The following is a 14,758-nucleotide window of genomic DNA, read 5'->3' as shown; positions in this document are numbered from 1 at the left end:
TGATGTCACGTACAATGAGACGTGGGGATCAATGAAAGCAGCCATTCATTACGTTCAGAAAAGGTGATTGGAAATGATCAAAAAAGTGCAGCTGCCGCTGCAAACAATGAATTTGGTGCTAGGGTTTATGGTATGGGTCATCATCTCCGCGCTGCTGCCGTTTATCAGGGAGGATATTTCCATCCCGGCGGACCGGCTGGCGATCCTGACCGCGATTCCGGTGGTGCTGGGTTCCATCCTGCGGTTGCCGCTGGGATATTACGCCAACATCGTTGGCGCACGAATTGTTTTTATCGCCAGCTTCATTTTGCTGCTGTTTCCGGTCTATTTTATCAGTGCCGCCTCGTCCTTCACGCATCTTGTCATCGGCGGATTGTTTCTCGGGATCGGCGGAGCCGTATTCTCCGTCGGCGTAACCTCGCTTCCTAAATATTATTCGAAAGAGAAGCTGGGACTGGTAAACGGAATTTATGGCATGGGCAATATCGGTACGGCAATCACGACCTTCGCCGCGCCTGTCATCGCAACGCAAATCGGATGGTCCCGAACCGTCCAGCTGTACCTGATTCTGCTGCTCGTATTCGCGGTATTGAACGTCTTCCTGGGCGACCGCAAAGAAACAAAGGTCAAAACGCCGCTGGTGGAACAAATCAAGGGCGTCTATAAAAACGAAAAGCTGTGGTTCTTCTCTCTGTTTTATTTTATTACCTTCGGTTCGTTCGTTGCCTTTACCGTATATCTGCCCAACTTCCTGGTCACGAACTTTGAGCTGGCCAAGGTGGATGCGGGAATGCGGACCGCCGGCTTCATCGTGGTGGCAACCTTCCTGCGTCCGGTCGGCGGATGGCTTGCGGATAAGTTCAAACCGCTGTTTCTGCTCATGGGCGTATTCGTCGGTCTGACGATCGCCGCCATTATCCTGGCTTTCTCGCCGTCCATCGGTCTTTACACGGTCGGCTGTCTGACGATTGCGGTCGGGGCGGGACTCGGCAACGGGATCATTTTCAAACTCGTTCCTTTTTATTTCAACAAGCAAGCGGGGATTGTCAACGGGATCGTATCCATGATGGGCGGCCTGGGCGGTTTCTTCCCGCCGCTGATGCTTTCCTTCATCCATTCGGTTACAGGACAGTATTCAATCGGCTTCATGGCGCTTTCCCAAGTGGCGCTGGCCAGTCTCGTGATCGTCGTATGGATGTATTTTCAGGATAAACTGGCCGTTTCTTCCGAAGTGTTCAACTCGACCGGCCAAGGCATTCTCGTGACCGACATAAACGGAAAGATTAATGCCGTGAATCCTGCCTTTACGAAGCTTACAGGCTATACAGAGGAAGAAGTCGTCGGCAAAAATCCGAGCGTACTGAAATCCGGTCGCCAATCGGGCGAATTTTACGGCAACATGTGGGCGGAAATCAAGGCTCAGGGAAGCTGGCAGGGAGAGATCTGGAACCGCAGAAAGAACGGCGAGGAATATTTAGAGCTGTTAACGATTAATGCGGTAAAAGACGATTCCGGCGACGTGATCCAATATGTCGGCACATTTAGCGATATTACGGGAAACCCATAAGCCGCTCCAGCAAAGGGAGCCAACAGATCAAGCCGAGCCCGCAGCTGCAGGGATAAAAGCGCCGCAGCGGCTTTGTGATTCTGAATAGAGAAGAGGAGAAGGGGGAAAGGCGATGAATCCCATGATGGATCAGCTGGCTAGACCGATGCGCGACCTGCGGATCTCCGTAACGGACCGCTGCAATTTCCGCTGCACGTACTGCATGCCGAAGGAGATCTTCGGCGACGATTATGCGTTCATGCCGAAGGAGCAGCTGCTGTCATGGGACGAAATCGCCCGCGTCGCCAAACTGTACGCCTCGCTGGGGGTGCGTAAAATCCGCCTGACCGGCGGCGAGCCCTTGTTGCGGCGCGGACTTCCCGAACTCATCTGTAGGTTGAAGGAGATTGAGGGGATCGAGGACATCGGCCTGACGACAAATGGCCTTTTGCTTGGACTGCAGGCCCAGAGTCTCTATGCTGCCGGGCTCCGGCGGGTGAACGTCAGCCTCGACGCGCTGGATCCGGAGCTCTTCGGCCGCATCAATGGCCGCGGTATTTCGTCGTCCGCCATTCTGAAAAGTATTGAACAGGCCCGACAAGCCGGTCTTCAGGTCAAGGTTAACATGGTGGTTCAGAAAGGCGTGAACGATCAGGAAATCATTCCGATGGCGGCCTACTTCAAACAGCTCGGCGTCACGCTCTGCTTCATCGAATTTATGGATGTCGGCAATGACAACGGCTGGAGCCTGAAGCGGGTCGTGACGAAGCGGGAGATCTACGAAATGCTGGGCGGGGATGCCAAGCTTGTGCCGGTATCGCCGCGTTACCCGGGGGAAGTGTCCAAACGCTACCGTTACAGGGACGGGGAAGCCGAGGTCGGATTCATCTCCTCCGTATCCGAAGCCTTCTGTTCGACCTGCTCGCGGATTCGTTTATCCTCGGACGGCAGCATCTACACCTGTCTTTTCGCCTCCCGCGGGTTCGACCTTCGCAGTCTGCTCCGCAGCGGAGCGACGGATGAAGAGCTCCTCGCAGCCATCCGCGGCGTATGGGAGAGAAGAACGGACCGTTACTCGGAAGAGCGGACGGAGCAATCGGCCGTAGGACGGAAAAAGATCGGAATGTCCTATATTGGCGGTTGAGCGGTTTCGATTCAGGATTGAAGAACGGCCCATGATGGGCAAAGGAGCTTGAAGAGATGAAGAAGACAAGCATTGTCATTCCAAGGGAGCATGGAGGCTGGGCCATGGTCAGCATGCCCTTTATCATAGCCATGATGGCTTCGCAGCCTGTTTTTCTGCATCTCCCGCTGTTCCTGGCCTGGTTCTTCTTATACTTAGCCTCTTATCCGCTGCTGCAATCTTTGAAAAAGACGGCCAAACGGAACATGTGGCTCGCCTGGGGGGCCGGTTATGCATTCGTGGCCGTCCTGTGTCTGATTCCGGTGCTCATGAAGGAGCCCTGGCTGTTCTGGTATGCGCCCGTTCTGATGTTATTGATCGCGGTGAATATCTGGCATGTGCGGCGTAAGTCCGAACGGGCGCTGCTGAATGATATTTGCGCCATTCTGCTGTTTTGCACCGGCGGGGCCGCAGCATTCATGTTGGGGGGAGGAACATGGGGCCGGGAGCTGGTCGAGGTTCTGCTGTTCAATTTCATCTATTTTATGGGTACCGTGTTTTTCGTGAAGTCCGTCTTCCGCGAACGGAAAAATAAACGCTGGAGCGTCTATGCCGTCGTCTACCATACACTCGCGCTGGCCGTGCCGCTGTTTACGCTTCATCCATGGATGTGCCTGCCCTTTCTCTACCCGCTGATCAAGACGCTTCTGTACGCAGGCAAACAGATGAAGCCGATGAAGGTCGGAATCATGGAAATTATCGGCTCGGTGCAATTTCTGGTTTTCTCCCTGATCTTCCTGTAACCGGGACTTTCATTCGAATTAGTCATAGAACAAAAAAGCTGTCCGAAGTCGGACAGCTTTTTTGGGCGTTTCAGGGGCCTGCGGCGTTACACCAAAGGCTGCGTGATGATGCGGTCTACCATGCCATACTCGAGGGCTTCCTGGGCCGTGAGATAGAAATCGCGGTCCGCATCACGGTAAATCTTGTCGAGCGGCTGCCCGGTCTTGTCGGCGATGAACTGATTCACCTTCTCGCGCGTTCTCAATATCCGGCGCGCGGATATTTCAATATCGCTGGCCTGCCCCTGGGCGCCTCCGAGCGGCTGATGCAGCATGAACTCGCTGTTCGGCAGCGCGTACCGCTTGCCTTTGGCGCCCCCAAGGAACAGGAAAGCGCCCATGGAGGCCGCGATGCCCATACAGATCGTGCTCACCTGCGGCTTGATGTAGTCCATCGTGTCGAGGATCGCAAATCCGGCGGATATCGAGCCTCCGGGACTGTTGATGTACAGCGAGATTTCTTTGTCCGGATCGTCGGCAGACAGGAAAAGCAGCTGGGCGATGATGCTGTTCGCGACCTGGTCATTGACCTCGGAGCCGAGAAAAATAATCCGGTCCTTGAGCAGCCTGGAGTAGATATCGTAAGAGCGCTCGCCTAGGCGGGTCTGCTCCACAACGTAAGGAATCATATTCATGGGATAGCCTCCTTCTCATATGAAGCAAAAGGGCTATGCCGCGCGTAAAAGGAGAGCGGAAGGCGAGCCGGAAGGACGCGATAGCCGCGCTGGAGCCTGTGGCCCCTGGTTTGGCGTCCGCAGGGAGAGGGCAAGCCGCTGCAGCAGCTCGGGCTGCTCCATCCGGATCGCTACCAGCAGCTGGCGCTGGAACCAGTCTGCATCGACCGGCTGCCATTCCTGGCTTGCTGCCGGAATATCCTCAGGCTCATTCTGATCCCGCTTCTCATCCAATTTACGGCGTGCCCTGTGCAGCAGCGATTTGACGGCTGTCTCATTCATATCGAGCATATGCGCAATGTCGGACAGCCTGTATTCGAAAATGTCCTTCAGGACAAACACCAGCAGCTGCTTCGGCGTCATTCGCTCCATCAGCGCATCGAGTCCGCTTATCACCTGGTCGGTCGATTTGTCATGCGACGGCTCATCGGCCGTTTGGCCGATGGTTTCCCGGCTTTTTTTGCGGAGCTGGTCGATCCAGTGATTGCGGGCGATCGTTACGAGCAGGGGAAAGCTGGCTTTCCGTTTGCCGGAAGGATCCTTTTGGCAAAATTTCATGGCTTTGAGCATCGAATCATGTGCCAGATCCTCGGCGTCCCAAGAATTTCCGGTCACGTTCAGGCAGAAGCCTTTCAGCTTCGGGTACATCTCTTCCATTTCCTTGTGGATTAACATGTTAATCACTCTCCTTGCGAGGCCTCTATATATAGAACGTTTGGCGGTCGTCAAAAGGATACGGCCGGGTTGAAATTTCTTTTTGCAGTTTCATCCTGTTTTTCCCATTATATCAAAAAGAAGATGCGGATAACCCCTGCAATCTGTCTGAGTGAGTGCATGGATACAGGCTTTGCTCGTCTTTTTTCAGGGACAGGGACATATGCTGTTAAGGTAAGCACCTCTTCTTCCAAGGAGGGATCGCCGGGCATGAAAAGAAGAGCAAGATGGCGCAGCAGGGGCGGGAGCAGGCCGAAAAGCCGGCGCAAGGTGTGGCTGATCGGCACGCTCGTGTTCCTGATTCTTCTCCTGCAGTTTTTTGCCTACGTGGAGAATCATATGAAGCCCCCGATCATGCATCTGGCCAAAATCCGCATGAAGCAGATCGGCACGGATGCCATCAATGAAGCCGTGGCTTCCCAGGTGGCGCAGGGGGAAAATGCGGAGCAGCTGATCGACTGGAAAATGGATTCCTCCGGCAAAGTGTCCGGATTCATGTTGAATTATGCCGAACATATGAAGATTACGTCGGACACGTTCAAGGTCGTGCAGACGACCCTGCAGAACAAGCATATGCTGTCGGAAAGCATTCCTCTCGGCCAGGCGCTCGGCAGCCCGCTCCTCGCGTCCTTCGGCCCGAACGTCCCCATCCGGATCGAGCCGCAGGGAGCCGTGAAGGTCGATCTGAATACGAGGGAAAAAGACGCCGGGATCAACATGGTGCTGGTTGAGGTATTCATTCATGTGACCGTCGAGGTGGCGGTTGTGGTTCCGTTTGATATGGAGCCCGAAGTGATCGACACAGAAATTCCGGTGTCTTATCTGATGGTGGTCGGCGATGTGCCGATGTATTACTACAACAGCCAGGGACAGCCGGTAGGCGGCGGAGCGAACGCGCCGAACATTGCTTTGCCGGGGATCACCGGAAATGCAGCTTCCACGCAGCCGCAAACCGAAAAAAACGGACAGAACGGCAGCCAAGGCAAAGAAAATGCTGCGATTCCGGGCATATCGAGCCGGCAAACCGAAGAGACTGACGAAGGCGGGAAGTCGGAGACCTCAGATACCCATCCTTAATCCGCAGCATGCATGCCAAAGAGCCTGATCCCTTTACCGGGGAATCAGGCTCTTTTTCTTCGATGTATTCATGCGGGATTCGGGTCCATTCCAATCAGGAAGAGCCTTTTCTCTTCTTCTTGATCGCCTGCCGTTCCTCGGTTTCCCAGTGGCGCAACAGGGGATAGGGGTCGAAAGACCACTCGGCCAGTCCGCTATCCCGGTAGATGCCATAGTGGAGATGCGGCGGGAATTTTCCCTGCGTACCGGGCTTTCCGTATCCGGAGCTGCCGACCCAGCCGATGGTCTGGCCGGGTGAGACGATATCTCCCTGGTTCAGGCTCTTCTCAAAGCCCTGCAGATGTGCATAATAATGATACCGGTTATCCAAATCGCGAATGCCGATCCGCCAACCGCCAAACGGGTTCCATCCTTTAAGCTCCACGATGCCGTAGCAGGTGCTGCGCACAGGGATGCCGTAGGGAGCAAAAATATCCGTCCCTTCATGAATCCGGTACCCGCCCCAGCTGCGTCCGGTTCCCCAGGTATCCCGGTAGGAATAGGCGTCGGAGATCGGCAGAGGAAAAGCATGGCCGGATAAATCCAGCGTCTGAAACTTTTCATAGAGCTTGGCAAACTGCCGAATGCGCTGCACGGAGCGGCTGTTATGGTAATACTCCCACAGCGCGATGCCGAAGTCGTCCTCAGACTTTCCATAGCGGAGCAGGTAGGAGCCCATACTGTAGAGCACATCGATATCATTGTTCAAGTCTGCGGTTCCGTCACCGGATCCGTCTTTGCCATACCCGTTAAAAATACCGATGGAACGGGGATTATTGTCGCTCTGGTCGGGATTGAACATCCCGGCCCAAACCGGTTCGTTCATGAAAATGCCCGTTAAGCGCTTCGGATGCGCGCGATCTTTTGGATGAACCTTGGTGAGCGTATGCTCATACTGGTCAATCGCCGCAAGGCGGTACCACGGAATGCGCGTAGCGGCCGACACTTGATCATAAAGCTTTTTCCTCGAGGCCAGAATATCCTCCCGGCTCAGCTTGTCCAGCGATTCCGCGGTGGGGGCGGGCGCCTGAGGGGCTTGAGGTACTCCCCATGCAGGAGTGGCCGCTTCGGCGAGGACAATGGCTGCGGCTGCAACGCTAATCAGTATGCGTGATATTTTGCTTGGCTTTGAAGCGGATCTTTTCATTGTAACCTCCTGCTGGCAGCTTTTTCTTATTCCGGACGGGATGGGCATACCTTAGATTGGTACAAGAGAAGCCATTTTATCCATCGATTGCTTCAGCATGGGAAATGGAAGTATTTTGGGGTATTTCATGATATAATATGGGGCGTGCAGCAGTTAATCATGAGCGAAAGAAGGTCAGATCATTGCCTAAAGAAACCGTCAAGGAACCAAAACCGGACTGGATTCGCATTAAACTGACGACCGGTGACAACTATCAGGAAATCAAGAGCATGATGCGCTCGAAGACACTACATACCGTGTGTGAAGAAGCGCGTTGCCCTAACATATACGAATGCTGGGCGAACCGTACAGCGACTTTTATGATCCTGGGTGACATTTGTACGCGTGCGTGCCGTTTTTGCGCAGTCAATACCGGAAGACCTACCGAACTTGATCTGCAGGAGCCGGAACGCGTGGCAGAGGCTGCCGAGAACATGGGGCTTAACCACTGCGTCATTACTAGCGTTGCAAGGGACGACCTTTCCGATGGAGGAGCAATGATTTTCGCAGAAACCGTCAAGGCTGTCCGCAAACGCCTGCCGCTGTGCAGCGTGGAGGTCCTCATTCCCGACTTCATGGGGAACTGGGATGCTTTGAAGGTGGTCATGGATGCCAAGCCGGATATTTTGAATCACAACATCGAAACGGTTGAACGCATGTCGAACCGGGTTCGCGCCAAAGCGAAATACGACCGTTCCCTGGAGCTGTTGAAAAGAGCAAAGGACATGCAGCCTAATATTCCGACCAAATCGAGCATCATGCTTGGTGTAGGGGAAGAATGGGACGAAATTTTGCAGTCCATGGACGATTTGCGTGCGGTCGATTGCAATATCATGACGATCGGACAGTATTTGCAGCCGTCTCCGCAGCACTTGAATGTCGTTAAATATTATCATCCGGACGAGTTTGCCAAGCTCAAGGAAGAGGGCATGAGCAGAGGATTCAGCCACGTGGAATCGGGCCCGCTCGTACGCAGCTCCTATCACGCTCATGAGCAGGTGAAGTCGGCGGCTGGACAGAAATAATAGATATGATTTTTTAATGAAAGGCAGGGGGAGCATCATTGATCCTGATTGGCGGAAAAAGCTACGAGCTGCTGAAAGACCATAAAAACGGATGGAACCCTGAAGCCTTTCGCGACCGGTACAGCGAAGTGCTGGACCGCTACGATTACATTGTCGGAGACTGGGGATACAACCAGCTGCGGTTAAAGGGATTCTACCGGGATAAGCATCCTAAATCCACTAGGGACTCGGCCTTCTCCGGTATGGTGGATTACATCAATGAATATTGCAATTTCGGATGCGCTTACTTCGTCCTGCAAAAGAACCGGGATAACCAGCCGAAAGATAAGGAAAAGCCGGAGAAGCAGGAAAGAACAGAGAAACCGGAAAGAGCAGAGAAGACGGAGAAGCAGGAACGGCCGGAGAGACAGGATAAACAGGAGAAACAGGATAAACCAGAAAGAAATGAACGGCCTGAACGACCTGAAAAGCAGGAAAGAGCCGAGAGACCGGATAAGCAGCAGGAAAAGACGGGAAAGCCGGAAAAGTCGGACAGACCTGACAAAGCGGATAGACAGGAAAGACAAGAAAGACCTGAGAAACCTGAAAAACAGGAAAGAACTGAAAGACAGGAAAGACCTGAAAGACAGGAAAAATCCGAGAAACCAAAAAGCGGTCCCCAATAGGGACCGCTTTTTTACATTGATATCTAACCAAGGAAGGCTTCTCTGACGCGGTTCCAGAACGGAAACGGCCGGTACCGGGCAAAGCTTACCTTGTCCTTCGCAACCTGGCAGCGTACAGAGATGAGGTCGTCCACCTGAATGTTGACGTGGTCGATCGTAAGCAGCAGCCGCTGTTCTTTTCGCGAAAAAATGTCGGTATGATGATGCTTGGGCAGCAGGAGCGGTGACCCCATCGTTCGGAAAACCCGGTTGTTGATGGAGGCAATCTCGGCGATTTGCAGCGCCTCGATCGTCGGATGGACCATGGCACCGCCGAGACTTTTGTTATAAGCCGTGCTTCCGGATGGCGTCGAGATACAAATCCCATCCCCCCGGAACATTTCAAAGGTCTGGTCGTTGATATCCACTTGGGCTACGACCGTCCCGTCTACGCCTTTAAGCGTGAATTCATTTAATGCGATATAGGAAGCATTGCCCGATTTGCGATGGATTTCAAGCTCCAGCAGCGGGTATCTGACGATCCGCGGACGAATGGAGCCGGACTTGCTGGCCGAGCTCATCAAATCGATCAGCTGGGGCAGCTCGTCTGCCTGCCAGTCTGCATAAAATCCGAGATGGCCCGTATGAACGCCGACGAAGGCAATATCGGGAATGTGGTCAATAAACGTATGAAAGGCATGAAGCATCGTACCGTCTCCGCCAATCGAAATGACAATTTCGGGAGATTCGGCATCCAGACGAAATCCGCGCTGCGCGGCTAGCTTATGGAACTGCTCGCTCAAATCTACGGACAACTGATCACCGCGATCCAGGACATAATATCTCAAGAGAGTTAAGCTCCTTTATTGGGTTATATAACGATCATAAACAATATCGGAGCATAACACAACGTTCATTTGGAAGCTCTGCCGTCTCCCCGGCGCCATATCGCCCGAATCCAGCAGCCTATCGCCGAAGCAGCGGTCATGAACACAATGAGGAGGCAGAAATAGGCGATCCGGTCCGCAAACCAGCCTGCTTCAAGCCGAATGCCGGGGACTTCAGCGGGCATGCTTAAAGCCGGTGAGGCGGATCCCATCAACGGTTCCCAGAGCAGCAGCACGAGAGCCGCAGCCAGGACGGCGTGGATCAGCCGTGCAATCATGAAAGGAAGGTAACGCAGATTCGTCGCATGCAGAATGCTTGCGATTTGGGCATGCACGGAAAGTCCGCCCCATGACAGGATAAAGGCCGCAGCGGCCGCTTTAAAGGGGAGAGGCACGGAGGAAGCAGCTTCCCCGGCAGAACGCGCACCGAGCGTAACCTCGAACAAGCCTCCGACCAGCGATTCCGATAATGAAGGCGGAAAGCCGAGGACGGCAAGCAACCGGTCAAGAATAAAGTAGAGGCTTCTCATGACGCCGGCCTGCGTGAGGAGCTCCAGAAACACGGAGAAGAATACGACAAGGCCCCCTACGACAATAATAAGCTTTAAAGAGGATTCAACAGCCTGCCGCAGCATTTCGCCTATGCTCCGACCATCCTGCATTCTCGCTTGATGCATGGCCGCAAAGGCTCTCTGGATGCGTCCGCTCTTTGGCCCCGGCTGCGCATGGCCCGGCAGCTTGTTGGAAGGGCCCTGGGGGACATCCCCTGCACCCGCAGCGCTCCGTTTGCCGTGAAATCGCATGAGCAGTCCGATGAGAAAGCCGCCGCCGTAATGGGCCGTAGCCAGAATGACAGCCATTTTCGGATCATGGAAGAAGCCGACCGATACGGCACCGATCAGAAAGATCGGATCCGAAGACGTCGTAAAAGCTACCAGCCGTTCGCCTTCGTCGCGGGTCACCATATTTTGCTCCCACAGCTTGGCCGTCAGTTTGGCTCCGATCGGATATCCGGAAACGTATCCCATGGCTGCCACGAAGCCTCCGCTGCCCGGGATGCGAAACAGCGGCTTCATCAGCGGGTCGAGGAGTGTTCCGAATAAATGCACAACGCCGAAGCCAAGCATCATCTCCGAAATAATGAAAAACGGAAACAGGGAGGGGAAGAGGACATCCCACCAAATCGCCAGACCACGCAGGGCAGATTCAAGATAGGCCCCGGGAAAAACGGTCATAAGCAGCATTAAGCTGGCGAGGGAGGTCAGCATCAGGGGCATACCCAGCTTTTTAATGGTCATAGTCACACCTTCCTGCATATGTATAGGTCATTCGATTCACACCATATACCTAAATTTATGAAAAGCATCGGACAAACAGTACAAAAAAACATAGAAAGCGTTTACAAAAAATAATGTTTTTTTGACGAATGTATGTTAAAATATACAAACCAAATACTATTCAATAATCAAATTTCAATAAATGGATGGAGTGATGAGATCATGAGTATTGTCGCCGGTGTTCTTGTCTGCGCTTTCGTGTATGTCATTCGCGCCTCACTGGTCCATTCCGGCGAAGAGGATTGGAGCAGCTACTGAATAACGCTAAGGTGCTAAACAAACGTTTAGCGCCTTTTTTTGTTTTTTGATATAATGGAAATAATTTTTACTTGCCAATAATGGAGCCATAATGCCTCTCCTTGGCTTTCGGGTCCTGCTTGTCATTTTTTGCAATATGCACCTTGGATCGTGGGAGATCTAGACGAAAGACATGAAAGGAACGTGGGGATGTGACTTTAGAACCTCTATACTCCATTAAAGTGACCTGTTATTACTGCGAGCATGAATTCAATACGTCGCGCGTGCGTCCCAGCTTTAAGAAGGCCATACGCACGGATTCCGATTTTTGCGCCTATTACAAGGATGAGAATCCGGACTATTACGTTGTCAGAGTATGTCCGAAATGCGGATTCGCTTCAACGGAAAATTCGACGGAGCGGTTAAACGATTCGCAGAAACAGCGTTTTGCAGACAAAATCAGCAGCCGGTGGATTGCGCGGGATTTCAGCGGTCACCGGGAATGGGAAGCTGCACTGGAGACGTACAAGCTGGCACTGCTCGTCGCGCAGACGATCGGGGAGAAGGAGCGGATCATCGCCAGCCTGCTTCACCATATTGCCTGGCTTTATCGTTATAAGGGGGACGAGGAGCAGGAACAGCGTTTCCTGAAATACTCGCTGAATTCTTACATAAAGGTCTATGAACTCGAAGGGGTGGGGGCAAACAACGCCCGCCTGCTCTATTTGATCGGGGAGATGAATCGCCGCATCGGCGAATTCGGGCAGGCGGTCAAATGGTTCTCGAGGGTCATCAACGATAAGAACATTATGGATGCGGCCATGATCCGTGCTTCCAGAGAGCAATGGGGCGTCCTCCGAGAACAAATGCTTGCCCGGAAGCTGGACCTCCCGGAAGAGATGAAGCAGAACTGAAGGCTATATAACAGCAAAACACGCATGTATCATGCGTGTTTTGCATAAGGGCGGCGATTAACGGACTGGCTGATCGAACCGCAGATAGTCGTTATCGGTCTCAAGAACGTTGAGCCGGCTGCTGCAGCAGGGAAAAACCACAAGCTTTTTTCTGCCCTCATTGATCGTTTTGAGCTCGCTGGGCTTGAGGTTCAGCCTCACGTTTCCCGCTCCGCAAAAAGGGCATTCATGCACATAAATGTCACCCATTTGCTTATCGTAAGGCCAGGTATTGGCGAAGGGGATCATTGATCGTCCTTCTTGTCCGCTTGATCCTCACCTGGATGTTCTTTGCCAAGCTCAGCGATTTTTTGCAGCAGAATATGCTGCGGCATGTGCATGAGATGTTCCAGCGGAACTCCCAATTTTTCTGACAGCTTGACGGCTGTTTCCGGTGATATTTGCAGTGGTCTCATGTCGAGCATCCCTCCAATGGATGTATGAAAGCTCCATGGCTTCAGTGAGTGCGGCTGAAAGGTATGAAATCTTGATCCGTAAGCCGCTTGGCGCCATGTGCTGTCTGTTTACGATGAAATGATTCTTGTATAAATTGAACTTAGTTCATTTTATATAGTTATACACCTTATCATGAAAACCAATCAAGTGAAATCCCTAAGCAAAGGAATGGTGATTAGCAATGAATAACAATTTGAAACTGACATGGGATCTGGAAACCATTTTTCCGGGCGGTTCCGCTTCGGCCGAATATCAAACCTATCTCGACACGCTGGAAAAGGATCTTCAGAAGCTGAAAGAAGACGTGAAGTCTGCGTCCGCTCCTACGAGCCTTGAAGACACCCGAGCCTTTGACGCAATCATTGACAGCATGGGCAGCTGCATTGCCCGCATATCCGAGGGCGGTGCATTCGTGAGCTGCCTGCAGGCGCAGGATACAGGGGACAAAAAGGCCGTTCAACTGTCCGGACGGATCACCAATCTGCATGCGCTGCTGAATACGATCATGACCCAGTTCGACGATATCCTCGGCCGCACGGATGATGAGACTTGGAAGGCCTGGATGAATCGCGAGGAGGTTCAGCCGATTGCTTTTGTCATGAACGAGAGCAGAGACCAGGCACGTGAGAAGCTGAGCCCCGAGCTGGAGAGCCTTGCCTTGGATTTGGCCGTTGACGGCTACCATGGCTGGAGCGACCACTACGATACCGTGGTAAGCCATGTCAAAATTCCGTTCGAAGTGGACGGGGAAACGGTGCTGCTGTCCGCAGGTCAAGCTCATAACAAGCTGTATGATGCGGACAAGGAAGTCAGGGACGCCATGTTCGTGAAATGGAAGGAAGCTTGGGCCGATAAGGCGGACTACTGCGGTGATACACTGAATCATCTGGGCGGATTCCGTCTGAAGCTGTACGAGCGCCGCGGATGGGATGAAGTATTGAAGGAGCCGCTCGCCATCAACCGGATGTCCAATGCTACCCTGGACGCCATGTGGGGCGTCATTCAGGACAACAAGCCGAAGCTGTTAAAATACATGGAGCGCAAAGCCAAGCTGCTTGGAGTCGATCAGCTGAGCTGGGTGGATGTCGACGCCCCGATCGGGAAAGTGTCCTCGAAAGTATCTTACCAGGAAGCAGCCGAAACCATCGTAGAGCAGTTCCGCAAGTTCAGCCCGAAAATGGCCGACTTTGCCGAAATGGCCTTCGACAAATCCTGGATCGAAGCGGAAGACCGCCCCGGAAAGCGTCCAGGCGGCTTCTGCACATCGCTTCCGGTCAGCAAGGCCACCCGTATCTTCATGACCTACAGCGGTACGGCATCCAATGTGTCCACGCTTGCGCATGAGCTCGGCCACGGTTACCATCAGCATGTCATGGACGATTTGCCGGTGTTTAACCAGAACTATGCCATGAACGTGGCGGAGACGGCTTCGACGCTTGCCGAGATGATCGTGGCTGATGCCATGGTAAAAAAAGCGAAGGACGAGCAGGAGAAGCTGGCGCTGCTGGAGGACAAAATCCAGCGCAGCGTGGCGTTCTACATGAATATTCATGCCCGCTTCCTATTCGAAACCCGCTTCTACGAAAAACGCAAAAAAGGTCTCTTGAGCGTTCAGGAGCTGAATGATTTGATGGAAGAAGCGCAGAAGGAAGCATACTGTGACGCGCTCTCTGCTTACGAGCCGACGTTCTGGTGCTCCAAGCTTCACTTTTACATCACGGGCGTTCCTTTCTATAACTTCCCATACACGTTTGGCTACATGTTCAGCACCGGTATTTATGCACAGGCCCTCCAGCAGGGCAGCAGCTTTGCCGATAAATACGACGCGCTGCTTCAAGATACCGGCGCGATGACGGTAGAAGAGCTTGCGAAAAAGCACTTGAACGCCGATCTGACCGGACGTGATTTCTGGCAGAGCGCATCGGATCTGCTTACGCGAGATATTGAGGAATTCTTGAGCATGACGGAAAACCTGGCTTAGGACTTACGAGCACCCGGAATACGTATCAAAATACAAA

At 53.0% G+C, this 14,758-nt stretch carries 15 protein-coding genes; 8 read left to right on the top strand and 7 right to left on the bottom strand.

The genetic code is table 11. The annotated features are described in order from the left end of the window. Window positions 1-73 precede the first annotated feature (73 nt). From ACTHPM_RS15635 to ACTHPM_RS15625, 3 genes are all read left to right on the top strand, one after another. Window positions 74-1,567, top strand: a complete 1,494-nt coding sequence (locus ACTHPM_RS15635) for a nitrate/nitrite transporter (protein ID WP_440395447.1) — start codon at window positions 74-76, stop codon at window positions 1,565-1,567. Between the two features lie 112 nt (window positions 1,568-1,679). After that, on the top strand, window positions 1,680-2,690 hold the full coding sequence (gene moaA, locus ACTHPM_RS15630) for a GTP 3',8-cyclase MoaA (RefSeq protein ID WP_440395448.1): 1,011 nt from the start codon (window positions 1,680-1,682) through the stop codon (window positions 2,688-2,690). Window positions 2,691-2,746: 56 nt separating this feature from the next. Next, window positions 2,747-3,472, top strand: coding sequence for a YwiC-like family protein (locus ACTHPM_RS15625; RefSeq protein ID WP_440395449.1), 726 nt, complete (start codon window positions 2,747-2,749; stop codon window positions 3,470-3,472). 86 nt (window positions 3,473-3,558) lie between these two features. Here ACTHPM_RS15625 and clpP read toward each other — a convergent pair whose 3' ends face one another. Both clpP and ACTHPM_RS15615 read right to left on the bottom strand, forming a co-directional pair. Further along, window positions 3,559-4,146, bottom strand: coding sequence for an ATP-dependent Clp endopeptidase proteolytic subunit ClpP (gene clpP, locus ACTHPM_RS15620; protein ID WP_440395450.1), 588 nt, complete (start codon window positions 4,144-4,146; stop codon window positions 3,559-3,561). Window positions 4,147-4,179: 33 nt separating this feature from the next. Next, complete coding sequence (locus ACTHPM_RS15615) at window positions 4,180-4,860, bottom strand: RNA polymerase sigma factor (protein WP_440395451.1); 681 nt, start codon at window positions 4,858-4,860, stop codon at window positions 4,180-4,182. Between the two features lie 249 nt (window positions 4,861-5,109). Here ACTHPM_RS15615 and yunB point away from each other — a divergent pair, with 249 nt between their 5' ends. Beyond that, on the top strand, window positions 5,110-5,976 hold the full coding sequence (yunB, locus tag ACTHPM_RS15610) for a sporulation protein YunB (protein WP_440395452.1): 867 nt from the start codon (window positions 5,110-5,112) through the stop codon (window positions 5,974-5,976). A gap of 94 nt (window positions 5,977-6,070) precedes the next feature. Here the strand turns inward: yunB and ACTHPM_RS15605 are convergent, their stop codons facing one another. Beyond that, window positions 6,071-7,162 carry a M23 family metallopeptidase gene (locus ACTHPM_RS15605; RefSeq protein WP_440395453.1) on the bottom strand — a complete coding sequence of 364 codons (1,092 nt, stop codon included), beginning with the start codon at window positions 7,160-7,162 and terminating at the stop codon, window positions 6,071-6,073. Between the two features lie 182 nt (window positions 7,163-7,344). Here ACTHPM_RS15605 and lipA point away from each other — a divergent pair, with 182 nt between their 5' ends. Both lipA and ACTHPM_RS15595 read left to right on the top strand, forming a co-directional pair. Continuing rightward, window positions 7,345-8,226, top strand: coding sequence for a lipoyl synthase (gene lipA / locus ACTHPM_RS15600; protein WP_440395454.1), 882 nt, complete (start codon window positions 7,345-7,347; stop codon window positions 8,224-8,226). Window positions 8,227-8,264: 38 nt separating this feature from the next. Further along, window positions 8,265-8,891: a YutD-like domain-containing protein gene (locus ACTHPM_RS15595; protein ID WP_440395455.1), complete on the top strand. Its 627-nt coding sequence runs from the start codon at window positions 8,265-8,267 to the stop codon at window positions 8,889-8,891. Window positions 8,892-8,914: 23 nt separating this feature from the next. On the opposite strand, the gene ACTHPM_RS15590 is transcribed toward ACTHPM_RS15595, so the two are convergent. Beyond that, complete coding sequence (locus tag ACTHPM_RS15590; RefSeq protein ID WP_328281414.1) at window positions 8,915-9,718, bottom strand: NAD kinase; 804 nt, start codon at window positions 9,716-9,718, stop codon at window positions 8,915-8,917. A gap of 65 nt (window positions 9,719-9,783) precedes the next feature. Next, entirely contained in the window at window positions 9,784-11,055 is a 1,272-nt protein-coding gene (gene ylbJ, locus ACTHPM_RS15585; protein ID WP_440395456.1) for a sporulation integral membrane protein YlbJ, read from the bottom strand. A gap of 488 nt (window positions 11,056-11,543) precedes the next feature. On the opposite strand from ylbJ, the gene ACTHPM_RS15580 reads away from it, so the two are divergent. Next, the gene (locus ACTHPM_RS15580; RefSeq protein WP_440395457.1) at window positions 11,544-12,245 is read left to right on the top strand and encodes a DUF2225 domain-containing protein; all 702 of its coding nucleotides are present in this window, start codon (window positions 11,544-11,546) and stop codon (window positions 12,243-12,245) included. Window positions 12,246-12,302: 57 nt separating this feature from the next. Here the strand turns inward: ACTHPM_RS15580 and ACTHPM_RS15575 are convergent, their stop codons facing one another. Together ACTHPM_RS15575 and ACTHPM_RS15570 are read right to left on the bottom strand one after the other, a co-directional pair. Beyond that, entirely contained in the window at window positions 12,303-12,533 is a 231-nt protein-coding gene (locus ACTHPM_RS15575; protein ID WP_440395458.1) for a hypothetical protein, read from the bottom strand. Then, on the bottom strand, window positions 12,530-12,700 hold the full coding sequence (locus ACTHPM_RS15570; protein ID WP_440395459.1) for a YycC family protein: 171 nt from the start codon (window positions 12,698-12,700) through the stop codon (window positions 12,530-12,532). The genes ACTHPM_RS15575 and ACTHPM_RS15570 overlap by 4 nt, the downstream gene beginning before the upstream one ends. A 221-nt stretch (window positions 12,701-12,921) precedes the next feature. Here ACTHPM_RS15570 and ACTHPM_RS15565 point away from each other — a divergent pair, with 221 nt between their 5' ends. After that, a complete protein-coding gene (locus ACTHPM_RS15565) occupies window positions 12,922-14,721 on the top strand; it encodes a M3 family oligoendopeptidase (RefSeq protein ID WP_440395460.1) in 1,800 nt (599 codons plus the stop codon). The last annotated feature ends 37 nt before the right edge of the window (window positions 14,722-14,758 follow it).

The sequence above is a fragment of the Paenibacillus sp. SAFN-054 genome, assembly GCF_051966755.1.
In the GTDB taxonomy this organism is placed as follows: domain Bacteria; phylum Bacillota; class Bacilli; order Paenibacillales; family Paenibacillaceae; genus Paenibacillus_AQ.
This window is presented reverse-complemented; position numbering and strand designations above follow the sequence as displayed.